This window comes from Streptomyces spiroverticillatus (assembly GCA_014650415.1).
Taxonomy (GTDB): Bacteria; Actinomycetota; Actinomycetes; order Streptomycetales; family Streptomycetaceae; genus Streptomyces; species Streptomyces spiroverticillatus.
The window spans coordinates 29,862-56,538 of the sequence record BMUX01000015.1 but is presented as its reverse complement, the minus strand read 5'-3'; the positions used below and the strand labels follow the sequence as shown (position 1 = coordinate 56,538).

The window sequence follows — 26,677 nt, the reverse complement described above, 5'->3', positions numbered from 1 at the left end:
AGTTCCGTCTCCGACACCGAAGAAGGGGAATTGAAGGATGAGTTCCGCGGCACTGCGGCTGGGTGTCCTCGCTTCGCGCGTGCGTTTCGAGGAGAAGGCCGTTCTGGAGGCGCTGGAAAGGCGGGGCGCCGTCTGCGAGCAGATCGACCCCCGCGCCCTCTCGGTCCGGGCGGGCGGGCCCTGGGCCGGCCCGCGGACCGTACTCAACCGCGAGATCGGCCACTACCGGGCGCTGTACGCGGCGGGAGCCCTGGAGTCCGCGGGGGTCACGGTGCTCAACAGCGCCGCCGCCACCTCCCTGTGCGGTGACAAGTGGCAGACCTCGGCGGCGCTGGTCGCCCAGGGGGTGCCGACGCCGGAGACCGTCCTGGCGCTGACTCCCGAGGCGGCGCTGGAGGCACTGGAGCAGTTCGGCTACCCGGCCGTGCTCAAGCCCCTGGTCGGCTCCTGGGGCCGGCTGGTGACCCGGGTGACGGACGCCGCGATGGCGGCGGCCGTACTGGAGCACCTGGCCGCCCTGCCGTCCCCGCAGTCGCACATCGTCTACGTACAGCGCGAAGTGCCCAAGCCCGACCGGGACATCAGGGTCCTGGTGGTGGGCGGCCGGGCGGTCGGGGCGACGTACCGCCGCAGCGACCAGTGGCGCACCAACGTGGCCCGCGGGGCGGTGAGCGAGCGCTGCCCGCTCGACGCCGACCTCGCCGGGCTCGCGGTGCGGGCGGCGGAGACCCTCGGGGCGCTGATCGCCGGGGTGGACCTGCTCCAGGAGCCGGACGGCCGGCTGACCGTGCTGGAGGTCAACGACCGGGTGGAATTCCGCGGCCTGCAACAGAGCCACGGCACGGACATCGATGTGGCGGACTCCATCGCCGCACTGCTGACGAAGGAGGCACAGGCATGATCCGGGCAGCTGTCGTGGGCGCGGCCGGTTACATCGGCGGCGAACTGCTCCGCCTGCTGATCGGCCATCCCCAGGTGGAGGTCGTGCACGCGACGTCGCGCACCCTGCGCGGGCGGCCGGTGGACGGCGTGCACCCCAACCTGCGCGGCCGCACCCGGCTCACGTTCTCCAGCGAGGACCAACTCGGCCACTGCGACGTGCTGTTCCTCGCCACACCGCACCGCGAGACCATGCAGCGGATGCCCGAGTTCCTCGCCCGGGCGAACGTCGTCATCGACCTCTCGGGCGACTTCCGGCTCCAGGACACCGCCGCCTACCTGGACTACTACGGCGTCGAGCACGAGGCGACCGAGCTGCTCTCCACCTTCACCCCCGGGATTCCCGAACTCCACCGGGAGCGGCTGCGCACCGCCGACCGGATCTCCGTGCCGGGCTGCATGGCCACGGCGGGCATCCTGTCGCTGGTTCCGCTCGCCGAGGCGGGACTGGTCCGGGGCGACATCACGGTGGACGCCAGAACCGGGTCCAGCGGCTCCGGCGCGAAGGCGGGTTCGGAGAACCTGCACGCCGAACGCAGCGGCGCGCTGCGGGTGTTCGCCCCCACCCGGCACCGGCACGAGGCCGAGATCGCCCAGGCCACCGGGCACGTCGTACGGATGACCGCGACCGGTGTCGAGGCGGTGCGCGGCGTGCAGTTGCTGTGCCGGGCCACCCTCGCCGACGGCGTGGACGAACGCGCCGTGCGGGCCGCCTACCGGTCCCGGTACGCGGCCGAGCCCTTCGTCAGGGTCGTCGCCGCCCGGCGCGGCATGCACCGCTTCCCCGACGCCAAGATCCTCTCCGGCTCCAACTTCTGCGACGTCGGCTTCGCCCTGGACCGGGGCGCCTCCACCGTCACCGTGATCGCGGCCCTGGACAACCTCGTCAAGGGCGGCGCCGGCAACGCCGTGCAGTGCATGAACGTACGCCTGGGCGAACCGGAGGACCGCGGCCTGGGATTCACCGGGCTGCACCCCAACTGAGCACCGCCACCCCGACTGGGCACCTCCCGCCCGCACCCCGACTGAGCCCCGCCACCGGCGCGTTCGGCACCCGGCCGCACCCGCACCTCCCCCGCTGAAAGGACCAGGCATGAGCAGCCCACCGCTGCTGGACACCCCGCCGCTCGCCGGGGCAGGAGCCGAGCGCTCCGTCCTCGCGGCCCCGCAGGCGCACGACGACCTCCGCGAGGTCGCCACCCGGATCAGGGAGCACATCGTGAGGATGTGCGCGAGTCCCGAGGGCGGCCACATCGGCGGCTCGATGTCCCTGGTGGAGATCCTCACCGTCCTCTACTTCCGGGTGCTGCGCCACGACCCCGGCTTCCCCGGTCTGCCCGAGCGGGACGTGCTCCTGCTCAGCAAGGGGCACGGCGGCATCGGACTGTTCGCCGCCCTCTGCGAGGCCGGGTACTTCCCGCCCGGGGACCTCGCCGACTACTCCCGTCCCGGGAGCCACTTCACGGCCCATCCGCACCCCGGGATCCCCGGTGTGGAGATGCCGTCCGGCTCGCTGGGCCACGGGCTTGCCGTCGGCGTGGGCCACGCCCTCGCACACCGGCTGGAAGGGTCCGGGCGGCGCTGTTACGTCGTCATGGGGGACGGTGAGCTCCAAGAGGGCTCGGTGTGGGAGGCCGCCTCCGTCGCCGCCGCCAGGAAGCTCGGCCGCCTCACCGCGATCGTGGACCGCAACGGCTTGCAGATCAGCGGCTCCACCGAGTCGGTCGGCGCGCTGGAACCCCTCGCCGACCGCTGGCGCGCCTTCGGCTGGCGGGTCTTGGAGGCCGACGGCCACAGCCTCGGCATGCTCGAACGGGCGCTCACCGCGCCGCCCCTCCCTGACCGGCCCACCGTGCTGATCGCCCACACCGTCAAGGGCAAGGGGGTCGCCCCGATCGAGGGCCAGGCCCGCAGCCACTACGCCCGGCTGGGGCGGCGGCAGGAGGCACAACTGCTCAAGGCGTTGCGCGCCGAGGCGGGGGCCAGGCGATGACCACGGCCACGGACGCCACGAAGGGCCAGGACACCCGCTCGGCCCGCGAGGTCTACCGCGACACGATCGCCCGGCTCCTGCCCGGCGACGACCGCTTCGTCGTCCTGGACAGCGACACCGGCCTCTTCAACGGCGTCGACTTCGCCGCCGGCGAGGAGCGCTACCTCAACCTGGGCATCGCCGAGCACACCCTGATGGGCGCCGCCGCAGGCCTCGCCCGCGAGGGCCGGGTCCCGGTCGTCACCACCATGGCCGCCTTCGCCTCCTCGCGTGCCCTGGAGGCCGTCAAGCTCGACATCGCGCTGGGCAACCTGCCCGTCGTGATCGCGGCCACCCACGCCGGGGTGTCGGCGGGCCACCTCGGCCCCACCCACCATGCCCTGGAGGACCTGGCGACCTTGCGGGTGCTCCCCCACATGACGGTGGTGGTGCCCGGCGACCCCGGCCAGACGGAGGAACTCCTGCGTCAGGCACTCGCCCTGGGCGGGCCGGTCTACCTCCGGCTCGGCCGGGGACCCACCCCCGCCCTGCCGGCCACGTCGGCACCGCGGATCGGCAAGGCCCAGGTGCTGCGGCGCGGCACCGACGTCACCGTCGCCGCCTGCGGACCGTACCCGGCGCTGGCGGCGCTGGAGGCGGCCGAACTCCTCGACCACGACGGCATTTCGGCGACCGTCCTGCACGTGCACACCGTCAAACCGCTGGACACGCCCGCGCTGCTGGACGCACTGGACGGCCAGCGGTCGGTGATCACGGTGGAGGAGCACTGGGGCGCCGGCGGGTTCGGTTCGGCGGTCGCCGAGGAACTCAGCGCCCTGCGGCCCGTGCAGGTGCACCGCATCGCCATGCCGGACGCCTTCGTCCCGGTCGCGGGCAGCCAGCAGCAGCTGCTCGAACGGGGCGGCGTCAGCGCCCGCGCCATCGCCGATCGCGCCCGCCGTACGCTCACCGACCCCCAGGGAGGCACCTCATGACCGCGGTGCACGAGCACGACCCCGAGGCCCTGGCCCGTCCCGGGTACGACGCCGCCCCGCGGGACGGCTGGAAGGCGGCCGGGTACTGGCGCGAGGAGACCGTCCTGCACGACCTGCGCCGCTGGGCCGCCCGTACGCCCGACCGGCCCGCCCTGGTCTGCTACGCGGGCGACGAGGCCGAGACCGTGACGTACACGGACCTCGCCCGCCGGGTGGACCGGTTCGCGGCCGGCCTGCTGCGGCTCGGGGTGCGGCGCGGTGACGTGGTGACCCTGCAACTGCCCAACTCCTGGCAGCTGGTGGCGCTCTGCCTGGCCGCGGCCAGGGTAGGCGCGGTCCCGGGTCCGGTGGTGGGGACCATGCGGCGCCGCGAGGTGGAGTTCATGTGCCGCCTCACCGGCAGCCCGGTCTACATCGGCGCCGCCGAGGTGCGGGGCTTCTCGTACGCCGCGATGAGCGCGGAGGTCGCCGCGGCCGTGCCGACCCTGCGCCACCGGGTCCTGCTCGGCGGGGACGCCGCGCAGCGCGGTGACGCGCTCGACCTCATGTCCGACCTGTACGCACCGGAGCCCGATCCTCAACTGCGCGCCCGGCTCGACGCGTTGGAGGCCGGACCCGACGACCCGGCCCAGGTGATGTTCACCTCCGGCACCACCGGCGAGCCCAAGGGCGTCGTACACAGCCACAACACGCTGTACTCGATGAACCGGGCGCAGGCCGACGTCCTGGGCCTGGGCGGCGACGAGGTCACCGCGATGGGCTCGCCCACCACCCACCAGGCCGGATTCACCTGGAACTTCGTGATGCCCCTGCTGCTCGGCGCGACCGCCGTGCAGGTGGACCGGTGGGACGCGGAGCGCATGCTGCGCATCCTCCAGGAACAGCGGGTGAGCTTCTTCATGGGCGCCCCCACCTTCCTCTCCGACCTGATCGACGCCCAGCGCCGGACGCCGCACGACCTGTCCGCACTGCGGAGTTTCGCCACCGGCAGCGCGCCGATAGCGCCGCTGCTCGTGGAGGACGCCGACGCGGTGCTCGGCTGCCGGGTGTACGCGCTGTGGGGCATGACGGAGAACGGCTGCGTCACCGTCACCCGGCCGGAGCACCCGGTGCTGCGGGCCGCCGAGAGCGACGGAACCCCGGTGCCGGGGATGGAGGTGCGGATCACCGGCAAGGACGGCCGCCCGGTCGCCGCCGGGGAGACCGGCACGCTCCAGGTGCGCGGATCGGCCCAGTGCCTGGGCTACTTCGCCCGTCAGGAGGTGTACGAGGCCCAGCTGACCGGGGACGGCTGGTTCGACACCGGCGACCTGGCCAGGGACGACGGCCACGGCGGCATCCGGATCGTCGGCCGGGTCAAGGACATGATCGTGCGCGGCGCCGAGAACATACCGGTGGTCGAGGTCGAGGGCGCGCTGCTGCGCCACCCCGCCGTCAAGGACGTCGCGGTGGTCGGCTTCCCCGACCCGCGGCTCGGTGAACGCGCCTGCGCCTTCCTGGTCACCACGGGTTCCCCCGTCGGCCTGCCCGAACTGCGGGAGCACCTGGCGCGGCTCGGCATGACCAAGACGTACTGGCCGGAACGGGTGGAACAGCTCCCGGAGCTGCCCCGTACCCCCTCCGGAAAGATCCAGAAATTCGCCCTGCGCGACCTGTTGCGGGTCTGAACCTCCCCGCACATCTCGACGACCCGAAGAAGGGGGCACAGCTCCATGGACTTCGCCTTCACCCCGGCCCAGAACGAACTCGCCCAGCAGGTGGCCGAGTTCACCGCCGACAAGATCGCCCCGTACAGCAACGAGCACGACCGGCGCGGCACCTACCGCCGGGGGCTGTTCGCCGACCTGGGCGCGGCCCGCCTGTTCGCGCTGCGGCTGCCCCGTGCGTACGGCGGACTCGGCCTCGACGCGGTCAGTGCCGGTATCGCGCTGGAGCAACTGGCGGCGGCCGACCTCTCGGTGTGCTTCCCGGTGCTCAACGCCGCGCTCGTGGGCGGCGTGCTCGCCGACAACGGCTCCCCGGAGCAGCTGGACCGCTGGCTGCCGCCGATCGCCCGCGGCGAGTCCGTGGTCGCGCTCGCGCTGACCGAGCCGGACCACGGCACGGACGCGGCGGGCATCCAGCTGCGGGCCGAACCGGACGGCGACGGCTGGCTGCTCACCGGCGAGAAGACCTCGATCATGGTCGCCACGTACGCCACGCACGCCCTGGTCTTCGCCCGCACCGGCGGCGCGGGCGCGGGCGGCATCAGCGCCTTCTACACCTCCCTCGACAGCGAGCGGGTGAAGCGGGAGCAACTGTCCGACCTGGGCTGCAAGGCGGGGGGCCGCGGGCGGCTCCTCTTCGACGGGCTGCGGGTCGGGCCCGAGGACCTGGTGGGCGAGCCGGGCGGCGGCTTCACCGCGGTGATGCGCGGCTTCGGCGTCTCCCGGGCGCTCATCGCGCTCATGGCGATAGCGGTCGGCAACGCCGCACTGGACGCCGCGTACGCCCACGCCGGCCGGCGCACCGCCTTCGGCCGGCCGATCGGCCGGTTCCAGTCGGTGTCGTTCCCGCTGGTGGAGCACACCACGCTGCTGCACGCGGCGCGCCTGGTCTCGTACGAGGCACTGTGCCGGGCCGACCTGGGCGAGGACCCCCGCATCCCGTCGAACATGGCCAAGTGGTGGGCGCCCAAGGCGGCGGTGGAGGCCACCCACCAGGCGCTGCTGACCCTGGGCCACCAGGGGTGGAGCGAGGACGGGCCGGTCGCCCAGCGGTTGCGGGACGTCATCGGGCTCCAGCTCGCGGACGGCACCGCCGCCGCCACCAAACTCACGGTGGCGCGTCTGGTTCTCGGCAAGGAGTACGCGCCGTGAGCGCGGCCGGTGCCGGACGCCGGCCGGCCCGGGTCAGCCGGTCCGGGCGGCGCTCAGTCCCTGCCGGTAGGCGTGCATCTTGGAGCGGGTGCCGCACACCGCCATGGAGCACCAGCGGCCGGAGCGGTTGCGCGCCCGGTCGTAGAAGGCCCACTCGCAACGGTGGTCGTGACACGCCTTCAGCCGCTGCCAGGTGCCGTCCCCCGCCGCCTCGACCACGGCGCCGACGACCTGCCCGAGCAGGCCCGCCATCCCGTCGCGGCCCGGCCGCAGACCGGGCAGTCCCGCCTCGTCGAAACCGAGGACCAGCGGGCTGTGGGCGGCGATCCGCTCGACGGCGGACCGGGCTCCGGGGTCCGGGTCCCCGCCGTTGTTCTCCCGGAGCAGCGCGCGGAGCGCCTCGCGGAGTTCGACGGCCCGCCTGCGGTCGGCCTCGCTCACCCCGGCCGCGACGAGCCGGGGCCCGTCCGGCCCCAACCCGGCCTGGGCCGCGGGCCCTTCCAGCCAGCGGACGAACCCGTCGGCGGTGGCGAAGTCGTCGGGGCCGAACTCGACGTTGACGCTGTTGACGAAGGCCTGCACGAGGCGGAGGCGGCCCGGGGCGACTTCACGGTCGCCCGGCTGCCGTACGGTCCGCGGTTTTCCGGTCATCCGGCAGAGCGTACCGGTCACTTGGTTTGACCGGTATCCCCTTGCCCCTCTTCTCTCATCCCTCTTCGTCCCTTCACCCCTCACCTCTCGGAAGGAACCCCATGACCAGCACCACCGGCGCACGGCCGCCGCTTCTCCTGCTGTGCGCCGCACAGTTCATGCTCGCGCTCGACTTCGCCATCGTGAATGTCGCTCTCGGCGGCATGCAGCACGACCTCGGCTTCACCGACAGCGGGCTGCAGTGGGTCGTGGGCGCCTACGCGCTCTTCTACGGCGGCTTCCTGCTGCTCGGCGGGCGGGCGGGCGATGTCGTCGGCCGCAAGCGGCTGTTCGTGATCGGCCTCCTGGTCTTCACCCTCGCCTCGCTGCTCGGCGGCATCGCCACCGAGCCGTTCGTCCTGGTCGCCGCCCGTGCGCTCCAGGGGCTGGCAGCGGCGGCGGTCTCCCCCGCCGTGCTGGCGCTGATCGCCGCCGGGTTCCCGGAGGGCAAGGAGCGGGTGAAGGCCATGGGCGTCTTCGGCGCGGTCTCCTCGGCCGGCTTCTCCGGCGGTGTCGCCGCGGGCGGCCTGCTCACCGAGTACATCAGCTGGCGTGCGGTGATGCTGGTCAACCTCCCGGTCGGCATCGTCCTGGTGGCCCTGGCCGCCAAGCGGCTCGTCGCCGACCACCAGGCCACCCGGGCGACCAAGCTCGACGTGCCCGGCGCGATCCTGGTCACCTCTGCCATGTGCGCCCTCAGCTATGGGCTGACCACGGCTTCCGACGAGGGCTGGAGCGCGACGCCCGTCATCGTGTCGCTGGCCGCGGGCGCCGTACTCCTGATCGCCTTCCTGATCGTGCAGACCCGCGTCGCCGCGCCCCTGGTGCCGCTGTCGGTCTTCCGCAACCGCAGCCTGTCCTCCGGCAACGGCATCGCCTTCCTGTCCGGCGGCGTGATGTCGGTCTCGACCTTCTTCATCACGCTGTACCTCCAGCAGGTGCTCGGCTACTCGGCGGTCAAGACCGGACTCGCCTTCTTCCCGCAGGCGTTCGTGGTCTTCCTGGCGAGCGTCCCGGTGATCCGGCTCACCGAGAAGCTGGGCGCACGCACCACGCTGATCATCGGCGGTGTGCTCCTGACCGCGGGTTCGGCGCTGCTCGCCCAGGTCACGGCGGCGAGCTCGTACCTCCTGGTGGTCCTGCCCGGCGGGGTGCTGCTCGGACTGGGCGTGACGGTCATGATGATCACCACTGCCGTCGCCGCCACCAGCGGGGTCGCGGGGCCGCAGATGGGTCTCGCCTCGGGGCTCTACAACTCCAGCCGTCAGCTGGGCGTCGGCCTCTGCCTGGCCCTCGGCGTGGCGCTGGCCGGGCTGGCGCACGGTGCGGTCCGCTCCATTCCCGTCGGCGGCTTCCAGGCGGCCTTCTGGTTCACCGCCGCGCTCTCCGTCGGCATCGTCGCCGCGGCCGGCCTCGGTCTGCGGGGCACGGCGGTCGCCTCGGCGCCCGCCGCGAAGAAGGCCGAGGTCCCGGCCGGCGGCGGTACGCCGGAGGGAGCTGCGGCGGCGGCCAACTAGGGCCCCTTCGACGGCGCCTCCCTTTCCCCCTGCGGAGGCGCCCAGCGGCCGGCCCTCCACACCCCCTGGGAGGGCCGGCCTCCGCACCGTCCGTCACAGAAAGGACCGGGAACGAGCCATGACTCACCTACTCGTCGCAGGCGGCGGCATCGGCGGACTGGCGGTCGCACTGGGCCAGGCGCAGAACGGCCACCGGGTGACCGTCCTGGAGGGACGCGCCGAATTCACCGAGATCGGCGCCGGCATCCAGTTGGCGCCCAACGCGTTCCACGCCCTGCACACCCTGGGCGTACGCGACGACGTCACCGCGCGCGCCGACATCATGGACGAACTGCGCCTCATGGACGCGACCACCGGCGCGCGGATCGCGGCCATGTCGCTGGGCGGCGCGTACCGGGCCCGGTTCGGCAATCCGTACGCCGTGGTGCACCGGGCCGATCTGCACCGGGCGCTGCTCGACGCCTGCCGGCGCGCGGGCGTCGAACTGCTCGGCGGGCAGCAGGTGACCGGCTACCGGCAGTCCGGCGGGGAGGTGACCGCGACGACCGCCGCCGGCCGCGACTTCCGGGGCCAGGCGCTCATCGGCGCCGACGGTCTGCGCTCCGCCGTGCGCGCGCAGCTGGTGGGCGACGGTGCGCCCAGGATCTCGGGCCACACCATCCACCGCTCCGTCATCCCCATGTCGGAGGTCCCCGAGCGGCTCAGGACCCGGGCGGTGACCCTCTGGGCGGGTCCGGGCCTGCACTTCGTGCACTATCCGATAGGCGGCGGCGAACTGCTCAACCTCGCCGTCACGCGTGACGACGGCGCCCGCCACGAGCTCACCGGCGTGCCCGCCGACCGCGACCGGGTCCTGGCGGATTTCGCCGAACTGGCCGACGGCGCAAGGGACTTGCTGGAGCTCGGCAGCCAGTGGCGGACCTGGGTACTCTGCGACCGCGACCCGGTGGAGACCTGGGTCGACGGCCGGGTGGCACTGGCCGGGGACGCCGCGCATCCGATGCTCCAGTACGCCGCCCAGGGCGCCTGCATGGCCCTGGAGGACGCGGTGGTGCTCGGCTCCCTGTTGCAGTGCGACGCCGACGACGTGCCGCAGCACCTGGAGAAGTACAACGGCGCCCGCCGGGAACGCACCGCCAGGACCACGCTCACCGCCCGCTGGATGGGCAGCGAGCTGTACCACCCGGCCGGCGAGCACGCGGCACGGCGCAACGCGATGCTCGCGTCGCTGTCCGGCGAGGGTCTGCACGACGCGGTGTCCTGGCTGCACGGCGCCACCGATTTCAGCAATACGTGAGCAAGCAGTACGTGAGCAAGCAATACGTGAGTACGTGAGACGGAAAGGGCACGGCACACCGATGGCTCCGACCAGCGAGGCCGAGGTAATCCACTTCCCCCACGAGGAGGCCCTGGAGGTCTGGCTCGAAGAACACCACACGGAGCCCTCCGGGGTGTGGATGAAAATCGCCAAGAAGGGATCGGGAATTCCGTCGCTGGATTCCGGTCAGGCACTCGACGTGGCGCTGTGCTACGGATGGATCCCGGGGCAGCGGAAATCCTTCGACCATGAGTTCTTCCTCCAGAAACTCACTCCGCGCCGCCCCCGCAGCGTGTGGTCCATGGTCAACATCCGCAAGGTCGAGGCGCTGATCGAGGCGGGCCGGATGCGTGCACCCGGCCTGGCCGAGATCCGTGCCGCACAGGCCGACGGGCGCTGGGAAGCCGCCTACGAGTCCCAGGCCAACACCGAGGTTCCGGCGGATCTGGAGGCGACGCTGAAACAGCACCCGCTCGCCGCCGAACGCTTCGCCCTCCTGGGCCGCACCGCCCGCTACGGGCTGATGCTGCCCCTGCTCAAGGCGGTCGGGGAGGAGCAGCGGGAGGCCCAGCTGAAGAAGATCGTGCATCACCTGGAAACCACCGAAGTCCCCTCCTGAGAACTGCCGCAAGAATCCACTGCCACGAGAAACCACTGCCGCAAGAATCCGCCGCCCCTTTCTGTGTTCCCGCAGGAAGGGGCGGCGGTTTATCGTTTCCATCACGGATCTTCTCCCGTATCGAAAAGGCACCCGCGAAAGCGGCGCCTATTCTTCCCGGCATGACTCTTCACACACGCACATGGGGCACCGGCGACCGGGTCGCCGTACTCGTCCACGGAATGCTGAGCAGTTCGCAGTGCTGGTGGGAGGTGGGCCCCGCACTGGCCGCGCGGGGCTACCGGGTGGTGGCGGTGGACCTGCCGGGCCACGGCCTCTCCCCCGCGGACCCCGCCGCCGACCTGGACGCCTTCGTCGCCGCGCTGCTCGCGTCCGTGCCCGGGACCCCGGCACTCGCCGTGGGGCACTCGATGGGGTCCTTCGTCCTGGCCTCGGCCCTGGAGCACCTCGCGCCGGAACGGGTGGTGTACGTGGACACCCCGTTCGGCCCCAGTCGCTCCGACTTCGACCCGCAGTCGCTCACCGCCTCGTACGAGAAGGCCAAGGCGCGGCGCACGCTCGACGCCCTCGACCGGCAGGAACCGGCCTGGCGGCCCGAGGACCGGGAGGCCGAGGCCGGGGCGGCGGAGCAGTTCGACGTCGCCACCTCGGTGAGTCTGCTCGCCTCGGTGGCCGGGCAGGAGTTCGTACCGCCGCCCCTGCCGACCCTGGTCGTCCGCCCCGAGCCCAGCCGCTTCGTACCGCCGGCCGCGGTGGAGTCCCTGCGGGCCCGGGGCATCGAGGTCCGGTCGGTCGAGGGGGCCGGCCATCTCACCTGGTACGGACATCACGGGGCGTTCATGGCGGCCCTCGACGGCTGGCTGGCCCACGAGGTGCCACAGGCCGCGTGAGGTGCGAGGTCCGACCCGAACGCGCGGTGCCCCGCCGGTTTTCTCACCGGCGGGGCACCGCGCGTTCGAGGGGGAAGTCCGGTCAGGCCGCGGCCGGCACCCGCTCACCGACCAGCACAGCCATCTTCGCCACGGTCGGCTCGTCGAAGAGGTCGACGATCTCGATGTCCACCCCGAACAGTTCACCGGCCAGCACGGTCAGCCGGGCCGCGCGCAGCGAGTCGCCGCCCAGCTCGAAGAAGTTGTCGTGCACCCCCACGCCGTCGAGCTCCAGGACCTTGACCCACAGTCCGTGCAGCGCCTCCTCGAACTCCCCCGCCGGGGCCTGGTACGGCACGTCCAGCTCGGGGCGGGAGCGCGGCGGCTCGGGCAGCGCGGTCCGGTCGATCTTGCCGTTGGTGCTGGTGGGCAGCCCGCCGACGACATAGGCCGCCGGCACCATGAAGGACGGCAGCCGCTGGTTCAGACCGCGCCTGATGTCGCGCACCGAGGGGGTGGTGCCGGGGGCCGGCTCGATGTAGGCGGTCAGCTGGACGTCGCCCTGGCCGTCCTGGCGGGCGAGCACCGCCGCCTGGTCCACCCCGGGGAGGGTGGTGAGGACGACCTCGATCTCACCGAGGTGCACCCGGTTCCCGCGCACCTTGATCTGGTTGTCGGTGCGGCCGACGATCTCGATGCTGCCGTCCGGCCAGTAGCGGGCCAGGTCGCCGGTGCGGTACATCACCGGGTGCCGGTCGGGGTCGATCGGGTTGGTGATCCACTTCTCCGCGGTGGCCTCCGGGCGGCCCAGGTAGCCGGCCGAGAGGCTGACCCCGGCGATGCAGATCTCCCCGACGAGCCCCGGCGGCAGCGGGCGCAGCTCCTCGTCGAGCACGTAGATGGTGACGTTGGCGGTGGGGCTGCCGATGGGCGGCAGTCTGCGGGCCCGGCCCTCCTCGCCGAGCCGCTCGCCCAGGGCGGTGATGTCGCAGCTGGCGACGACGGTGGCCTCGGCCGAGCCGTACAGGTTGATCAGCCGGAACGGCAGTCCGGCCGGGGGCCAGGACTGGATGCGCTCGCCGCAGACCCGGATGTTCTCCAGGGGCGTGCCCTCGGGCCACTCCAGGCGCCACAGCCGCTCGGCCATCGGCTTCATCAGCAGGGTGGTGGTGATGCCCTCGCGGAGGAACCACTCCTGGAGGCGGTGCTCGGAGGAGACCACCGACACGTCCGGTATGTGTACGGTGCCGCCCCGGGCCAGCACCGGGAAGCACTCGACCTCGATCATCCCGTAGCCCGGGGCGGCCAGCCAGGTGCCCTGGGAGGCGCTGGTCACGTCGCACAGTTCGGCCATGCTGTGGATGAGGTTGCGGGCCGCCCCGAAGCGGACCATGACCGCCTTGGGGGCGCCCGTGGAGCCGGAGGTGTAGCAGATGTGGATCAGGTCGTCCGCGTCGACGGGCTCGCTGACCTCGGTGGTGGGTTCGGTGCGCCAGTCGTCGGCGTCGAGCGCGATCACCGGGGCGAGGCCCGTCACCTTGGCCTCGTGGGCGGCGAGGGTCAGCACGGCGGCGGCCGAGGCGTCCTCGATCATGTAGCGGATGCGGTCGGTGGGGAAGTCGCTGTCGAGCAGGATCGCGGCACAGGCCAGCTTGAAGCAGGCGAGCTGGGCGATCAGGCTCTCGGCGCCGCGCGGGAAGCAGACGCCGATCCGGTCGCCGGGGCGCACGCCGCGGGCGGTCAGCCGGTGGGCGAGCTGGTTGGCCTGCGAGTCGAGTTCGCGGTACGTCAGCCGCGTGCCGGGCAGGAGCACCGCCGTCGCGTCGGGGGTGCGGCGGGCGGTCTCGGCGACCAGCTCGTGGAAGAAGAGGGGGCCCACCTCCTCCTCGGTGTCGTTCCAGTCCACCAGGATGCGGTGCAGCTCCGCGTCGGACAGCAGGGGGATGTCCGAGATCGCGGTGTCCGGCTCGGTGGCCAGCGCGGCCAGGACCCGCTCCAGGTGGCGGGCGTACTGGTCGGCCGCCGCGTCGTCGAACTCCTCGCTGTCCAGGGCGAGTTCGAAGCCCTGGTCGCCGAGGGTGAGGGTGAGGGCGGCGAGGGCCTGCCCGGCGGGTCCGGCGGTGTCCACGGCGGCGTGCGCCGGGCGGCCCCCGCCGGGCCCGTCGACGACGGGGGCGTCGGCCGCACCGCGCAGCAGGTCCGCGCCGGAGCTCTGCGGCTCCACCCGCACGGAGAGCGACTCGACCGTGCCCGGACGCCGGCGGCGGCCTATCAGCAGGTCGGTCTCGCCCGTGCAGCGGTGCACCAGGGCGGCGAGCGCCGCCGTCGCGTACTCCTGGGGCCGTTCGGCGACGGGCCCGGGCACGAGGACCGTACGCCGACGCGGCTCGGCGGATCGTGCGCCCTCCAGGACGCGGGCGAGGGGCAGCGAAGAACTCGTGGTGACAGCCACGGTGATGATTCCTTTCGGGCTCGGGGCAAGGCGCGGACGGTGCGGGTGGCACGGGACGTGCGGGCAGTACGAGACGTACGGGGTGTGCGGGGGGCGTACAGGTGGCGCGACCGGCGCGGGACGTGTGGCCGGGGTGGGCCGTGTGGCCGGGCCGGGGCCTGTGGCCGGTGCGAGACGTGCGGCCGGTGCGAGACGTGCGGCCGGTGCGAGACGTGCGGCCGGTGCGAGACGTGCGGCCGGGCCGGGACGTGCGGGCGGCGCGGGAGGCAGGGGAAGTGCGGGACGTACGAGAAGTGCGGGGTGAGGCCGGGGAGTACGGGGTCAGCTCGCCGCCGTCGGGGTGGAGCGGTGGGTGTCGACCGCGGCGGCGAGTTCCTCGAGCATGCGGACGGTCGTCGGCCAGTCGACGCAGGCGTCGGTGACGCTCTGCCCGTACACGAGCCGGTCCGTGCGCCCGAGTTCGAGGTCCTGCCGGCCGGGGGCGAGGAAGCTCTCGATCATGACGCCCGCGAGGCCCTGCTCACCGGCGGCGATCCGGTGGGCCAGGTCGGAGACGACGAGCGGCTGCCGCTCGTGGTCCTTGTTGCTGTTGCCGTGGCTGACGTCGACGATCAGGTGCTGCGGCAGTCCGGCGGCGGCCAGTTCCGCCAGCGCCTCGGCGACCGCCTCGGGCCCGTAGTTGGGCCCGTTGGAGCCCCCGCGCAGCACCACGTGGCCGTCCGGGTTGCCCGGGGTCGCCACGACCGCCGCCCTGCCGTCGCCCCGCAGCCCGGGGTAGACGTGGGCGTGCGAGGCGGAGACGACGGCGTCCACGGCGTCCTGCACCCCGCCGCCGGTGGCGTTCTTGAACCCGATCGGCATCCCGAGTCCGCTGGTCATCTGCCGGTGCACCTGGCTCTGTACGGTACGGGCGCCGATCGCACCCCAGGCGACGGCGTCCGCGAGGTAGTGCGGTGCCAGCGGGTCGAGGAACTCGCTGGCCACCGGCAGCCCGGTGCCGGCGATCTGGGCCATCAGGCCCCGTGCGAGCCCCAGGCCGCTGGGCAGGTCGTACGAGCCGTCCAGGCGCGGGTCGCTGAGCAGCCCCTTCCAGCCGACCCGGGTACGCGGCTTCTCCACGTACACCCGCATGACGACGAGCAGTTGGTCCCTGGTCTCGGCGGCCAGCGCGGACAGCCGCTCGGCGTAGCCGAGGGCCGCGTCGGGGTCGTGCACGGAGCAGGGGCCCACGATGACGACCTTGCGGTCGTCCTTGCCGGTGAGGATCCGGGCGATGTCCCGGCGGGCCAGGGCGGTGGTCTTCTTCGCGAGGGCGGACAGCGGTATCTGCGCCCTCAGCTCGTCGGGGGTGGGCAGCGGGGCGAAGTCGGCGGAGGTGCCGGAAGCCGGGGCGACGGGGGCGACAGGGGCGACGGGTGCGGTGCGGACGGGGCTCATGGGCGTGATCCGTTCTGGAGCGTCCGGGGACAGGGGCCCGGAGCGAGGGAGGGTGGAGGGAGTTCGGGCGAGGGGCGCAGGCCGCTCATACGGCGCGGGACTCTCGTACGGCGCGGGACTCTCGTACGGCGTCGGCCGCTCACACGCCGTCGGCGGTGAGCACTGCCGCGGAGAAGGTGAAGCCCATGCCGGTGCCGAGCACGAGGATCCGGTCGCCGGACTTCAGCAGGTCGTTCCGGAGCAGGTGGTCCAGGCCGTACATCTGGTCGCAGGGACCCAAGTGGCCGATGGTGAGGCCGAGTTCGAGCACGCTGTTGCGCGGGGTGATCCCCAGCGGGCGCAGGAAGCTCTCCCGGTGGAGGGTGCGGCCGACGAACGGCGTCAGGAACCAGTCGACCTCGTCGGCCGTGATGCCCGCCTCGTCCAGCGCACGGCCCACCACGGCCCGGGTGCAGTCGGCGGTCCGGGTGTGCACGCCCTTGAGCGACACCTCCCCCGACGCGAGGAACTCGCGGGTCCTGCGGCGCATGTCCGGCTGCCCCTCGGGGGCGGTGCGGAAGGGCTCGGCACCCCGGGAAAGACCCTCCAGGACGGTGTCGGTACGGCTCACCAGCGAGCGCAGCCGCAGCCGTCCGGCGTCCCGGGTCACCACCCCGGCGGCGGCCCCGTCCCCGAAGACCATGCCCGGCGAGGTGTACCAGCGGTTGGTGGGCGGCGCGAACCGGTCGGCCAGGGTGATCAGGGCGGAGGGCACACCGGGGCGGGCCGTCAGCGTGGCGGCGGCGACGTCGAGGGCGGCCAGCGATCCGTTCGACCACGCGTTGACCGTGACCGGCATGGAGTCGAGCTCGGGGCCCAGGAGTTGACCGGCTATGTAGCAGGCGGCCGGCCACAGGTCGATGCCCTGGAAGTGGCCGTGGCTGTGCAGCAGGACGGTGTCGGAGTCGATGCGCGCACCCCGCTCCTGCGCTTCCTTGACGGCCTGGCGGCCCGCGGTCACGGCCATCTCGGGCGGTGCGGAGTCCGACCGGGAGTAGCTGATCATTCCGGTGCTCTCGGCGGCCTCGGCCGAGTAGGAGCCGTCGGCGACCGCGTCGGCCACCGGCTCGAAGGTGCCGAGGGTACCTCCGGTGCCGGCGATCCAGATGTTGTCGAAGCGCATGGGGGCGGTTCCTTCCTGGGCGGGACGGCAGGGCTGCCGGAGAAGAGGGGTGCCGGATCGATGACGGCACCCTGTCCGAACAGGTGACCGCTACCACCAAAAACGTTATGCAGGTATCGGATCCAGGGCAACGGCCCCCCGATAAAGGCCCGTTACCTCTCCGAGCAGATCGGCGATCAGCTCACCGAGCAGCTCGGGGCCGCGCTGCGTCAGCACCGATGCGGGGTGGAACTGCACCGAGGCGAAGCCCGGTCCGCGCAGTGCGTGCACCTCGCCGTCCGGCTCCCGGAAGACCCGTACCGTGCCGTCGCGGCCGGGGCACTCGATCAGGTCCGCGTCGCTGCGCGCGGCGAACGTGTTGTAGAAGCCCACCGGTTCGCTGCGGCCGAAGCAGTCGACCGTACGCTGCATGCCCTGGCTCGGCACCCGGTGACGTACCAGCGGAAGCCCCAGCAGCGTGCTGAGCACCTGGTGGCCCAGGCAGACGGACAGGAACGGAATGCCGCTGCTCAGCAGGTGCGCGGTCACCGCACGCAGCCGGGCGATCTTGGGGTCGGAGGTCTTCGCCGGATCTCCCGGGCCCGGCCCCACGATGACCACGTCGTAGTCCTCGACCCGGAACTCCTCGTCGTACCTGCGGATCTCCACGTACGGACCCTGTGCCTGGAGCAGATGCCGTGCCATCGCCGTGAAGGTGTCCTCGGCGTCGATCACCAGGACCCGTCTGCCGATCAGCCCGGCCAGTGGCCTGGACCGCTCCCCCGGCCGCTCGAACCAGAAGCCGGACAGCGGCACGTTGCGCGCGGCCAGCGCCGCCCGCACGGCGGGATCGGCCGACAGCGGGCGCGCCCCCTCCCCGGCGGGCGCGGCCGGCGTCCCCACCGGGGCCCGCAGCGCCTCGATCAGCCCGGCGGCCTTGGCCCGGGTCTCGGCCGCCTCGCCCGCCGGGTCGGAGTCGCGCACCAGGGTGGCGCCCACCGGGATCCGCACCCGGCCCGCGCCGTCGATCTCGGCCGTACGGATGAGGATCGCCGAGTCCATGCGGCGCAGGCCCGCCGCGTCCCGCCCGATCAGGGCAGCCACGCCCGCGTAGTGCCCCCGCCCCTCCGGCTCGTGACGGCTGATCACCTCGCAGGCGCTCTCCAGGGGGCCGCCGGTGACCGTCGGGGCGAGCAGCGTCTCGCGCAGGATCTCCCGGATGTCCAGGGAGCTGTGTCCCTCGACGAGGTACTCGGTGTGGGCGAGGCGCCCCATCTCCTTCAGGGCGGGCCCCGTCACCCGGCCGCCGAGGTCGCAGATCCGGCCCATCATCTTGAGTTCCTCGTCGAGGACCATGTACAGCTCGTTGGCCTCCTTGGGGTCCGCGAGGAAGGCGAGGAGCTCGTCCCGGTCCGGGCCGCCCGGCGGATAGCGGTAGGTGCCGCTGATGGGGTTCATCACCACCTGCCCGGCGTCCAGGCTCACATGGCGCTCCGGGGAGGCCCCCACGAAGGTCCGCCCGCCCGTGTGCACGACGAAGGACCAGTGGCAGCCCGCGGCGCGGCCGGCCAGTCGGCGGAAGAAGGACAGCGCGGTCCGCGAGGACCAGCCGTGGATCTGCGCCGAGAAGGTGCGCTTGAGCACGAAGTTCGCCCCGGCGCCGGTGCCGATCTCCTCCGTGAGCACCCGGCGCACCCGGCGCGCGTACTCCTCGTCGTCCGTGTCGAAGCCGCCCTCGTCCATGTCGATCGGCAGGTCGGGCAGCTGGGCCAGCACCCGGTCCAGGGGCAGCACCGCCTGCTCGTCCACCGCCAGGGTCAGCAGTGGCGCCCCGTCGTCGGGGCAGGCGAAGCCGCGCTCGCGGATCTGCCGGTAGGGCAGCAGGGCCAGCACCTCGTGCCGGTCGGGTGCGGTGCCGGTGAGCGGGATGTCGGCGATCAGGTCGTACGTACCGACCCGGCCGACGAGCAGGTCGACCGTGTCGGTGCCGGTGGCACCCGGCCGGTGCAGCAGGGCGAACGGCGGGGCGTCGTCACCCAGCACCTGGGCCAGGAGCGGGTGGACGGCGGGGTCGGTGAGGCCGGTGAGGTCGGCGAGTTCGGTGAGGCCGGTGTGCGTCATGGCCGCCCCCCGCCCATGGCCGCCAGCACCGCGCGGGTGGACAGCGTGACCGAGCAGCGTGTGGCGACGTACTCCAGGGTCTCCTGGTGGCGGCGGGCGGAGAAGTCCGCGATCGCGTCGCCCACCACGAAGGTCTGGATGTCGTGCGAGAAGCCCTCGTGCGCCGTCATCAGGATGCCGACGTGGGCGTACACCCCGCAGATCACCAACTGGTCGCGGCCGCTGCGGCGCAGCGTGTCGAGCAGGTCCGTGCGGCAGAAGGCGCTGGGCCGCCACTTGGTGAACACCTGCTCGCCCGGCGCGGGGGCGATCCGGTCGGGAATGGCCCGGTGCTCCTCGTCGGCGCTCATCCCGGCGCCCCAGATGTCCTTGAGCAGCCCGCGGTCCCCGTCGGACATCCCGCCGGGCTGTGCGGTGTAGACCACGGGCGCGCCGACCGCGGTGAACTGCCGCCGCAGTGCCTCGGCGTGGTCCATCAGGTCGGTGAGCGGCTGACGGCCCGCGTCGGGCCCGCCGTGGCCGAACGGGTGCAGGAAGTAGTTCTGCAGGTCGTGGACGAGCAGCACCGCGCGGTCGGGATCGATCGTCCACGGTGCGGTGTTGAGCGGGAGTTCGGCCTCGGTCGGCATGGGATACGAGTCGATGAGAGGGATCGCCATCGGTGCTCCAGAGTCGGTAGGAGTGAACAGCAGAAGGAAGAAGAGGAAGAGGCCGGCCCTAGGCGCCCAGCGCCGCGCCGCCGTCCACCACGAGGTTGTGCAGGGTGATGTGCGAGGCCTGCTCGGAGAGCAGGAAGAGGACCGCGTGGGCGATGTCCTCGGGCCGGGCGATCTTGCCCAGCGGGATGCCCGGCCGGTACGTGGCGGGCGAGCCTTCGACGGACGGGCCTGCGGCGTCGCCCTGCGGGTACATCGAGGTGAGCATCGGTGTCTCGGTGGAGCCGGGGGCGACGACGTTGCACCGGATGCCGTACTGGGCCGTCTCCAGCCCCAGGGTGCGGGTGAAGCTGGTCGCCGCGGCCTTGGACGCCGCGTAGGCCGCCATGTTCCAGCGCGGGATGCCGGCCGCGTTCGAGGCGACGGTCACCACCGCTCCGGAGCGGCGCGCCGCCATCCGGCGGACGACGGCCCTGCTGACGTGGAAGACACCGGTGGCGTTCACCGCGAAGGTGAGGTCCCAGTCCGCGTCGCTGTAGTCGGTGACCTCGCCGGTGCGCAGCACTCCGGCGGCGTTCACCAGGTGGTCCAGCGGGCCCAGTGCACGCTCCGCCAGGTCCACGGCCGCGTCGACCTCGGCGCTGTCGCGGACGTCCGCGCCGAGCGCGAGCGCCGTCCCGCCGTCCTCCTCGATCCGTTTCACCAGCAGGTCCAGGCCCGCCCGGTCGGCGTCCAGCACCGCGACCCGGGCCCCGGCGGCGGCCAGCGCACCGGCCACCGCCGCTCCGATTCCGCCCGCCGCCCCGGTGACCAGGGCGGTCCTGCCGTGCAGGTTCGGGCTCGTGCACGGTTCCTCGCTCATCGTCCGTTCCCCCATCCCGTGTGGTGCCTGGCCCGGGCCCGCCTGCGCCGGTCCACCACTTCGCTGCGCCGCCGCAGGGCCGCCTCGACCGCGTCGGCGTCCACCGCCAGGCAGCGGACCGTGAAGGAGGACAGCGCCTCCAGGTACTCGGCCTCCAGCGCGTCCTCGTCCAGTCCCGTCGAGCGGCCGTCCTCGATCAGGACCTGCCCCGCGACGATCACCGTCTGTACGTCCATGGAGCCGCCCAGCGAGAGGAAGCCCTCCAGCGGGCGGGGGTTGAGCAGGTAGCGCCAGTCGTCGGCCGGCACCAGCAGCAGGTCCGCCTGCTTGCCCGGCTCCAGGCTGCCGATCCGGTCGCCCTGGTCCAGGCCCCGGGCGGGGAGCCTGGTGGCCATCGCGAGGGCGTCGGTGGGCAGTACCTCGGTGGGGTCGGCGTACATCTCGTTGTAGAGCTGCCACACCGCCCGCATCGCCTCCGCCATGCCGCCCAGGGGTACGGCCGCGCCGTCGGTGGACACCGAGACGTCCAGGCCGGCCCTGCGGAACTCCGGGATCATCCGGGTCTCGGAGAGGGTCGACTCCCCGGCCTGGCCGTACTTGGCGGGCGCGTGGCTGATGTGGGCGCCCGCCCCGATCAGCAGGGCCCGCTCCCCGGGGTCCGCGAAGCCGCAGTGCACCGCCATGAACCGGTCGGTCAGCAGCCCCGCGTCGGCGAATCTGCGCACCGGGGTGGACCCGTAGTACGCGAGCATCACCTCGGCCTCGTTGCGCAGCGCTCCCACGTGGGTGGCGAACGGGACGTCGTAGCGGGCCACCAGGTCGGCGAAGCCTGCGGCGAGTTCGTCGCTCATGTTGGTGCCGTACACCGAGGTCGGCCAGGCCCGGACGAGGCCGTCGGGGTCGCCCGAGCACTCCTCCAGCAGCTCTTCGATGCGCTGGAGTTCGAGGTCGGTGTCCCGGGTGCGCCTGAAGCGGCTGTCGCCCGGCGCGCAGACGGTGTCGGCGGCCCAGGTGGAGACGGTGCAGCGCATCCCGAGGTCCCGGGCGGCCCTGGCCAGTGCCTGCGGCTTGTTCAGGGAGCCGACGTCGCCGAGGGTGGTGACGCCGGACCGCAGCTGGGTCCACATCGAGTAGCGGGCGATGGCCAGCGCCTCGTCGGGGGTGAGCCGGTCGATGTGGTCGTGGAAGGCGTCGAAGACCGCGGAGACCTGCGGGACGTCACCGCCGAGCGCCATGAAGACGGGTTTGTCGTCGCGGTCGCTCGCGCTGCGCAGCGCCCCCTTGAAGGGGAACCGCATCGCGAACATCTCGTGCCAGTGCGCGTTGACGAAGCCGGGCAGGATCATCCGGTCCCGGGCGTCGATGGTGTGCAGGTCCTCGCGGTGCCGGGGCTCGATCGCCGCCTCGACCTCGGCGACCGGCCCGGCGGCGACCACCACACCGTCCTCGGCGAGCACGGCGCCGTCGGGCACGACGCGGTCGGTGGCGTCCGCCGGGTAGAGCACGCCCCCGCGGATCAGCAGGGTGCTCATCACGCCACCTCCGCATCCCGGGAGGCCCATGCGCCACTGAGGTGCTGGTGCCAGGCGTCGAGGGTGGGTGCGGCGGCGAGTGCGGCGAAGTCGGCCGGCACTCCCTGCCTGCGCCAGCGGGTGACCAGGCGCATCATTTCCAGGGAGCCGAGCCCGAGATGGACCAGGTGGGCGTCACCGGTGATGGTCTCGGCCGCCAGGCCGGTCATCGCAGCGACGTCCTGCCTCAACTCGGCCTCGGTGAGCGGGAGTTCGCGGCGTCGGGTGCCGGGTCGGGCACGGGGCGGGGTGGGTGCGGTCATGGCGGTTCACCTCACGGGTGTCGGGGTCGCGGCGGGCGCGGTGGCACCGGCCGTCCGGCGGGGGCTCTGCGGGTCCTGCCGTACGCGCGCCCAGTCCCGGGAGCGGGCCGGGTCGGCGGCGGCCGCCGCGAGGACCTTCTTGTCGATCTTTCCCAGGGGTGTCAGCGGCAGACGGGGTACGTATTCGGCGCGGTCCGGCAGCTTGTAGTCGGCCAGGCCCCGCTGCTGGAGGGCGGCTTTGAGCGCGGTCAGCGGCGGCTCCTGGGCCGAGTCGTCCCGGCCGACGAGGAAGGCGTAGATCCGCTCCCCCAGGAAGGCGTCGGGCACCGGCACCACGGCCGCGGCGGCGATCCCGGAGACGGCGAGGAGGTGGGCCTCCACCTCTCCCGCGGCGATCTTGTCGCCGCCCCTGATGACGACGTCCTTGATCCGCCCCTCGACGACGAGGCGGCCCTCGGGAGTGATGCTGGCCAGGTCGCCGGTGCGGTAGAAGCCGTCCTCGGTGAAGGCCCGCGCGTTGTGCTCGGGGGCCCGGTAGTAGCCGCGCAGGGTGTAGGGGCCCCGGGTGAGCAGTTCCCCGACGCCGCCGGGCGGCACGGGGTCGCCCTGCTCGTCGACGATCCGCACCTCGTCGGCCTCGGACACGGGCCGGCCCTGGGTGTGCAGCACGGAGTGCGGGTCGTCGCCGGGGCGGGACATGGTGAGCAGTCCTTCGGCCATGCCGAACACCTGCTGGAGGCGGCAGCCGAGTTCCGGGGCGATCCGGGCGGCCAGTTCCGGTTCGAGGCGGGCGCCGCCGATCTGGAGGACCTCCAGGCTGGACAGGTCCCGGTCGGAGAACTCGCGTTCCTCCAGCCAGAGCCGGGCCACGGTGGGCACCACGGAGGTCAGCGTGACGCGTTCCCGCTCGATCAGCGCGAAGCAGTCGTCGGCGGTGGGATCGGGAGCGAGCACCACCGTTCCGCCGGAGGCCAGCGTGCCGACGACGCCGGGGCAGCCCCAGGTGAAGTTGAACTCCACGGGAAGCACCGCAAGGTAGACGGACGCCGGGTCGAGCGAGAGGAGTTCCGCGACCGTACGGGTCTGGTACGCGTAGTCGTCGTGCGTGCGCGGAATGAGCTTGGGCAGTGCGGTGGTGCCTCCCGAGAGGAGGAAGAAGGCCACGTCGGAGGGGTCGTTCGCGGGCAGCGGCTGCGGATCGCCGTCGACCCGCGCAAGCGGTACGACGTCCACGCGGCCCCCGTCGGACCCCTCGGCCTCCTCCACCGCATCCATGACGAACACCGTGCGCAGCGCGGGAAGTCCGGCGGCGATCTGCCGGCCGAGCGCCACGTGGTCGAAGCCGCGGAAGACCCCGGGCACCACGTATCCGGACGCCCCCGACAGCTCGCACAGGTGCCGGATCTCCTGGGACCGGTGCGAGGTGAGGGAGAACACCGGTTTGGCACCGGCCCGGAAGAGGGCGAAGGCCACCTCCACGAACTCCGGTACGTTCGGCAGCTGGAGCACGATACGGTCGCCCGGCCGCACCCCCTCGCGGACGAACCCGGCGGCCCTGCGGTCGACCCGGTCCGCCAGTTCGGTGTAGCTGATGCGGGTGTCGCCGGACACCAGTGCCGTGGCGGAGCCGTACGCGGCGGCCCACTCGCGGGGCAGGGCGCCCAGGTCGCTGCCCCGCCACAGTCCGGTGCGGCGGTAGTGCGCGGCGGTCTCCGCCGGCCACGGTGTGCAGCCGTCGAGCATCATCGGTCCTCCTCCTTACGAGCGGAATCCACGGGGGCTTCTGCGCTGTCGGGGCTCTCGTCGGGGCAGTCGGCCGTGATCTGCACGACCGCGCAGGCGACCTCCAGGCCCGGCCCTGCCGCGAGCAGCAGCACCTCGTCCCCCACGACGACCTCGCCGCTGCTCCACAGCCGTTCCAGGCCGATGAACGGGTCGGCGGCGCCCACATGGCCCACGCCGCGGGTGAACTCCCAGGTGCCGAGGTCGGGTTCGACGTCCAGCGGGTCCAAGTAGATGCTGTGCAGCGCGCCCTCGGCGTATCCGGTGTGGCAGATCCTGGCCACCTTCTCCAGGCTGCTGCCGGCCTCCTCCAGCACCCGGTCGACCGTCTCGGCCACCAGGTCGCCGAGGTGCACCGGCGGTGCGGCCGTCCCCTGCTCCCAGCGGCCCCGCATGTGGGCGCTGCGCTCCTCGAAGTTCAGGGAGCGGCCGACCGTGATGCCGGGCGGGAAGAGCTGCTCGCCCGCCCTGTGCAGTTCCTCCATCGACGGGGCGGAGGACGAGCCGACGGCCACCAGCCGGGCGAATCCGCCCCGGCGCGAGACCACCGCGGCCGCGCCGCCGTCCGCGAGGAGGAACAGCTTGGAGGCGTTCCAGCGGTCCACCCCGGGGGCGGAGAAGTTGTCGGCGGAGGTGACCAGCACCGCGTCCTTGGACCGGTCGGCGATCAGCCGGTGCGCGGCGAGTTCCAGCGCGGCCAGCATGCCCAGGCAGCCGGGGCCGATCTGGGCGGCGGTGACCGGACGGTCCAGGGTGTTGCGCAGCACGTAGTGCGGGGCGGACCAGCCGTCGGGTCCCTGGTGGTAGGTGGCGCAGTGCAGCAGCGCCCCGAAGTCGTCGGGCTCCAGCCCCGTGGCGGCGCTGCGGCGCAGGGCGGTCTCGGCGGCCCGTACCGCCATGTCGGGGGCGGGCACCTCTCCGGCGGTCCGGACCGCCCGCATGCCGGAGGCCTTGCGGACGGCCGTGTCGTACCAGCCCCGGTTCACCGCTTCCTCGGTGCTGGTCGCCTGCGGCAGCCAGGTGCCGAGGCCCGCGAGGTGGATGTCCTCGGCGAGCTTCACCGCTGCTCCCCGGTGGCCGCGGGCACCAGGTACCGGGCGACGCTGTCGAGCTTCTCGCAGGTCTCCTCGAACTCCCGCTCGGGCGTGGAGTGTCCGACGATGCCCGCGCCCGCCCGCAGCCAGGTGCGGCCGTCCTTGCGGTAGGCGCTGCGCAGCACCAGGGCCGCGTCCATGGCCCCGGAGTGGTCCACGGTCAGCACCGTCCCGCTGTACAGGCCCCGGGTCTCGGGCTCGTTGCGGCGGATGGACTCGTACGCGGCCTCCTTGGGGACGCCCGACGCGGTGACGGCCGGGAAGACGGCGCCGAAGGCGTCCCAGGCCTCCTGGCCGGGGGCCAGCCTGCCGGTCACCCGGGAGGCGAGGTGCTGGACGCTGCCGCGTTCGCGTACGGCCATGAACTCCGGTACGCCGACGGTCCCTTCGAGGCAGACCTCCAGGAGCTCGTCCGCGCCGGTCTTGACCGAGATGGCGTGCTCGTAAACCTCCTTGGGCGAGCCGAAGAGGTCGGCGCGCAGGCAGGCGTTGACGTACGCGTCAGAAGTGAGGGCGCGGGTGCCGGCCAGCGGCTGGCTGACCACCCGGCCGTCCTCGGAGACCTGCACGACGATCTCCGGGCTGAAGCCGATCGCCTCGGTGCCGCCGAGGTTGACCATGAAGGAGCGGGCCGGGTTGTTGCCCCGCCGCCCCGCCACGTACGTGCCCGTCAGATCGGTGTCGCCGGGCACCTCGACGACCCGGGAGAGGATCACCTTGTGCAGTTCACCGGCGTTGATCGCGTCGACGGCCTGCCGCACCGCCGCCCGGTACGGGCCGCTGTCCGTGGCGTACACGTCCAGGGGCCGGGGCTGTGTGTTACGGGCCGGGCCGTCCGCGAGGACGGTGTCGACCAGCGCGTCGAGGGCGGCCTGGTCGGCGGCGCGCAGCAGGGCGTGGCCCTCGCCGAAGCGGACCTCGGCGCGCGGCACGACCAGGTGCATCAGCCGCTCGTCGCCGAGGTGCCGGCGTCCGCCCTCCTTGACGTACGACAGCTCGAAGGCGGCCCATCCGTAGGCCCGCCAGGAGGGGACCTCCACCTGGGCGAGCAGTTCGGAGACCAGCCGGAGCGGCGTGTCGCTCCACGGCAGCACGACCTCCGGCAGCCCTTCCTGGGTGAGCCGGGCTCCGTCGCGGTCCAGGGTCAGTTCGGCGCGCGCGCCGCCCGCGTAGGACCAGCTTCCCCCGTTCTCGTAGACGACGTACGACTCGTGGAGTCCGGAGTCGGCGAGACGGGCGGCGATCAGCAAGGGGTCTTCGGAGAGCGGCAGTTGGGTCTCGTAGTAATGGCGCGAGGCGGTGGCGATCATCAGGGAAGTCCCTCCCGTTGTCTTGTTACCTTCCATGAGGTTACGGAGGTAACAGACCGGGGACCACGACCGTCCGATCAACCCTGCTGATCGGGTTGAGGAGCCACGGGATGCACAGACGTTCGCCCAAGGTCCGATCATGCCGAGGTATGGCGGCGGCAAAGCGGGCCGTACGGGGCCGGGGCGCACCCCTACGCTGCGCGCGGGGCCT

The 26,677-nt window shown here is 72.9% G+C and carries 22 protein-coding genes; 10 read left to right on the top strand and 12 right to left on the bottom strand.

Annotated elements, in window-relative coordinates; translation table 11 throughout:
* Positions 1-37: 37 nt before the first annotated feature.
* From IE269_RS31550 to IE269_RS31525, 6 genes are all read left to right on the top strand, one after another.
* A complete protein-coding gene (locus IE269_RS31550; RefSeq protein WP_189826655.1) occupies positions 38-901 on the top strand; it encodes a RimK family alpha-L-glutamate ligase in 864 nt (287 codons plus the stop codon).
* Positions 898-1,923: an N-acetyl-gamma-glutamyl-phosphate reductase gene (argC, locus tag IE269_RS31545; RefSeq protein WP_189826654.1), complete on the top strand. Its 1,026-nt coding sequence runs from the start codon at positions 898-900 to the stop codon at positions 1,921-1,923. Before IE269_RS31550 ends, argC begins: the two co-directional genes overlap by 4 nt.
* A gap of 109 nt (positions 1,924-2,032) precedes the next feature.
* Complete coding sequence (locus IE269_RS31540) at positions 2,033-2,932, top strand: transketolase (protein WP_189826653.1); 900 nt, start codon at positions 2,033-2,035, stop codon at positions 2,930-2,932.
* Positions 2,929-3,906 (top strand): transketolase family protein, encoded by a 978-nt coding sequence (locus IE269_RS31535; protein WP_189826652.1) that lies wholly within the window; start codon positions 2,929-2,931, stop codon positions 3,904-3,906. The genes IE269_RS31540 and IE269_RS31535 overlap by 4 nt, the downstream gene beginning before the upstream one ends.
* Positions 3,903-5,573 carry an AMP-binding protein gene (locus IE269_RS31530; protein ID WP_189826651.1) on the top strand — a complete coding sequence of 557 codons (1,671 nt, stop codon included), beginning with the start codon at positions 3,903-3,905 and terminating at the stop codon, positions 5,571-5,573. Before IE269_RS31535 ends, IE269_RS31530 begins: the two co-directional genes overlap by 4 nt.
* Before the next feature lie 45 nt (positions 5,574-5,618).
* On the top strand, positions 5,619-6,764 hold the full coding sequence (locus tag IE269_RS31525; RefSeq protein ID WP_189826650.1) for an acyl-CoA dehydrogenase family protein: 1,146 nt from the start codon (positions 5,619-5,621) through the stop codon (positions 6,762-6,764).
* 33 nt (positions 6,765-6,797) lie between these two features.
* On the opposite strand, the gene IE269_RS31520 is transcribed toward IE269_RS31525, so the two are convergent.
* Positions 6,798-7,415 (bottom strand): CGNR zinc finger domain-containing protein, encoded by a 618-nt coding sequence (locus IE269_RS31520; RefSeq protein WP_189826649.1) that lies wholly within the window; start codon positions 7,413-7,415, stop codon positions 6,798-6,800.
* A 101-nt stretch (positions 7,416-7,516) separates the two neighbouring features.
* On the opposite strand from IE269_RS31520, the gene IE269_RS31515 reads away from it, so the two are divergent.
* The 4 genes from IE269_RS31515 (at position 7,517) to IE269_RS31500 (ending at position 11,798) form a co-directional block, all read left to right on the top strand.
* Entirely contained in the window at positions 7,517-8,971 is a 1,455-nt protein-coding gene (locus IE269_RS31515) for an MFS transporter (protein ID WP_189826648.1), read from the top strand.
* Positions 8,972-9,089: 118 nt separating this feature from the next.
* Positions 9,090-10,268, top strand: coding sequence for an FAD-dependent oxidoreductase (locus tag IE269_RS31510; protein ID WP_189826647.1), 1,179 nt, complete (start codon positions 9,090-9,092; stop codon positions 10,266-10,268).
* Between the two features lie 61 nt (positions 10,269-10,329).
* Positions 10,330-10,908 (top strand): YdeI/OmpD-associated family protein, encoded by a 579-nt coding sequence (locus tag IE269_RS31505; protein WP_189826646.1) that lies wholly within the window; start codon positions 10,330-10,332, stop codon positions 10,906-10,908.
* A gap of 161 nt (positions 10,909-11,069) precedes the next feature.
* Positions 11,070-11,798 (top strand): alpha/beta fold hydrolase, encoded by a 729-nt coding sequence (locus IE269_RS31500; protein WP_189826645.1) that lies wholly within the window; start codon positions 11,070-11,072, stop codon positions 11,796-11,798.
* Between the two features lie 82 nt (positions 11,799-11,880).
* Here the strand turns inward: IE269_RS31500 and IE269_RS31495 are convergent, their stop codons facing one another.
* From IE269_RS31495 to IE269_RS31445, 11 genes are all read right to left on the bottom strand, one after another.
* On the bottom strand, positions 11,881-14,229 hold the full coding sequence (locus IE269_RS31495) for a non-ribosomal peptide synthetase (RefSeq protein WP_189826644.1): 2,349 nt from the start codon (positions 14,227-14,229) through the stop codon (positions 11,881-11,883).
* Positions 14,230-14,550: 321 nt separating this feature from the next.
* Positions 14,551-15,666: a 3-deoxy-7-phosphoheptulonate synthase gene (locus IE269_RS31490; RefSeq protein ID WP_189826643.1), complete on the bottom strand. Its 1,116-nt coding sequence runs from the start codon at positions 15,664-15,666 to the stop codon at positions 14,551-14,553.
* A 139-nt stretch (positions 15,667-15,805) separates the two neighbouring features.
* A complete protein-coding gene (locus tag IE269_RS31485; RefSeq protein ID WP_189826642.1) occupies positions 15,806-16,828 on the bottom strand; it encodes a ketoacyl-ACP synthase III family protein in 1,023 nt (340 codons plus the stop codon).
* Positions 16,829-16,933: 105 nt separating this feature from the next.
* Positions 16,934-18,928, bottom strand: coding sequence for an anthranilate synthase family protein (locus IE269_RS31480; protein WP_189826641.1), 1,995 nt, complete (start codon positions 18,926-18,928; stop codon positions 16,934-16,936).
* The gene (locus IE269_RS31475; protein WP_189826640.1) at positions 18,925-19,587 is read right to left on the bottom strand and encodes an isochorismatase family protein; all 663 of its coding nucleotides are present in this window, start codon (positions 19,585-19,587) and stop codon (positions 18,925-18,927) included. Before IE269_RS31475 ends, IE269_RS31480 begins: the two co-directional genes overlap by 4 nt.
* Positions 19,588-19,645: 58 nt before the next feature.
* Entirely contained in the window at positions 19,646-20,446 is an 801-nt protein-coding gene (locus IE269_RS31470; RefSeq protein ID WP_189826639.1) for a 2,3-dihydro-2,3-dihydroxybenzoate dehydrogenase, read from the bottom strand.
* The gene (locus tag IE269_RS31465; RefSeq protein WP_189826638.1) at positions 20,443-21,978 is read right to left on the bottom strand and encodes an amidohydrolase family protein; all 1,536 of its coding nucleotides are present in this window, start codon (positions 21,976-21,978) and stop codon (positions 20,443-20,445) included. Before IE269_RS31465 ends, IE269_RS31470 begins: the two co-directional genes overlap by 4 nt.
* Positions 21,978-22,280, bottom strand: a complete 303-nt coding sequence (locus tag IE269_RS31460) for a phosphopantetheine-binding protein (RefSeq protein WP_189826637.1) — start codon at positions 22,278-22,280, stop codon at positions 21,978-21,980. The genes IE269_RS31465 and IE269_RS31460 overlap by 1 nt, the downstream gene beginning before the upstream one ends.
* A 6-nt stretch (positions 22,281-22,286) precedes the next feature.
* On the bottom strand, positions 22,287-24,026 hold the full coding sequence (locus IE269_RS31455) for a (2,3-dihydroxybenzoyl)adenylate synthase (protein WP_189826636.1): 1,740 nt from the start codon (positions 24,024-24,026) through the stop codon (positions 22,287-22,289).
* Entirely contained in the window at positions 24,023-25,123 is a 1,101-nt protein-coding gene (locus tag IE269_RS31450) for a ketoacyl-ACP synthase III family protein (protein ID WP_189826635.1), read from the bottom strand. Before IE269_RS31450 ends, IE269_RS31455 begins: the two co-directional genes overlap by 4 nt.
* On the bottom strand, positions 25,120-26,466 hold the full coding sequence (locus IE269_RS31445; RefSeq protein ID WP_189826634.1) for a salicylate synthase: 1,347 nt from the start codon (positions 26,464-26,466) through the stop codon (positions 25,120-25,122). Before IE269_RS31445 ends, IE269_RS31450 begins: the two co-directional genes overlap by 4 nt.
* Positions 26,467-26,677 lie beyond the last annotated feature (211 nt).

Excerpts from the sequence above, each read along its gene's own strand:
- IE269_RS31550 (WP_189826655.1), top strand. The coding sequence starts at position 38 with ATGAGTTCCGCGGCACTGCGGCTGGGTGTCCTCGCTTCGCGCGTGCGT.
- argC (WP_189826654.1), top strand. The coding sequence starts at position 898 with ATGATCCGGGCAGCTGTCGTGGGCGCGGCCGGTTACATCGGCGGCGAA.
- IE269_RS31540 (WP_189826653.1), top strand. The coding sequence starts at position 2,033 with ATGAGCAGCCCACCGCTGCTGGACACCCCGCCGCTCGCCGGGGCAGGA.
- IE269_RS31535 (WP_189826652.1), top strand. The coding sequence starts at position 2,929 with ATGACCACGGCCACGGACGCCACGAAGGGCCAGGACACCCGCTCGGCC.
- IE269_RS31530 (WP_189826651.1), top strand. The coding sequence starts at position 3,903 with ATGACCGCGGTGCACGAGCACGACCCCGAGGCCCTGGCCCGTCCCGGG.
- IE269_RS31525 (WP_189826650.1), top strand. The coding sequence starts at position 5,619 with ATGGACTTCGCCTTCACCCCGGCCCAGAACGAACTCGCCCAGCAGGTG.
- IE269_RS31520 (WP_189826649.1), bottom strand. The coding sequence starts at position 7,415 with ATGACCGGAAAACCGCGGACCGTACGGCAGCCGGGCGACCGTGAAGTC.
- IE269_RS31515 (WP_189826648.1), top strand. The coding sequence starts at position 7,517 with ATGACCAGCACCACCGGCGCACGGCCGCCGCTTCTCCTGCTGTGCGCC.
- IE269_RS31510 (WP_189826647.1), top strand. The coding sequence starts at position 9,090 with ATGACTCACCTACTCGTCGCAGGCGGCGGCATCGGCGGACTGGCGGTC.
- IE269_RS31505 (WP_189826646.1), top strand. The coding sequence starts at position 10,330 with ATGGCTCCGACCAGCGAGGCCGAGGTAATCCACTTCCCCCACGAGGAG.
- IE269_RS31500 (WP_189826645.1), top strand. The coding sequence starts at position 11,070 with ATGACTCTTCACACACGCACATGGGGCACCGGCGACCGGGTCGCCGTA.
- IE269_RS31490 (WP_189826643.1), bottom strand. The coding sequence starts at position 15,666 with ATGAGCCCCGTCCGCACCGCACCCGTCGCCCCTGTCGCCCCCGTCGCC.
- IE269_RS31485 (WP_189826642.1), bottom strand. The coding sequence starts at position 16,828 with ATGCGCTTCGACAACATCTGGATCGCCGGCACCGGAGGTACCCTCGGC.
- IE269_RS31480 (WP_189826641.1), bottom strand. The coding sequence starts at position 18,928 with ATGACGCACACCGGCCTCACCGAACTCGCCGACCTCACCGGCCTCACC.
- IE269_RS31475 (WP_189826640.1), bottom strand. The coding sequence starts at position 19,587 with ATGGCGATCCCTCTCATCGACTCGTATCCCATGCCGACCGAGGCCGAA.
- IE269_RS31470 (WP_189826639.1), bottom strand. The coding sequence starts at position 20,446 with ATGAGCGAGGAACCGTGCACGAGCCCGAACCTGCACGGCAGGACCGCC.
- IE269_RS31465 (WP_189826638.1), bottom strand. The coding sequence starts at position 21,978 with ATGAGCACCCTGCTGATCCGCGGGGGCGTGCTCTACCCGGCGGACGCC.
- IE269_RS31460 (WP_189826637.1), bottom strand. The coding sequence starts at position 22,280 with ATGACCGCACCCACCCCGCCCCGTGCCCGACCCGGCACCCGACGCCGC.
- IE269_RS31455 (WP_189826636.1), bottom strand. The coding sequence starts at position 24,026 with ATGATGCTCGACGGCTGCACACCGTGGCCGGCGGAGACCGCCGCGCAC.
- IE269_RS31445 (WP_189826634.1), bottom strand. The coding sequence starts at position 26,466 with ATGATCGCCACCGCCTCGCGCCATTACTACGAGACCCAACTGCCGCTC.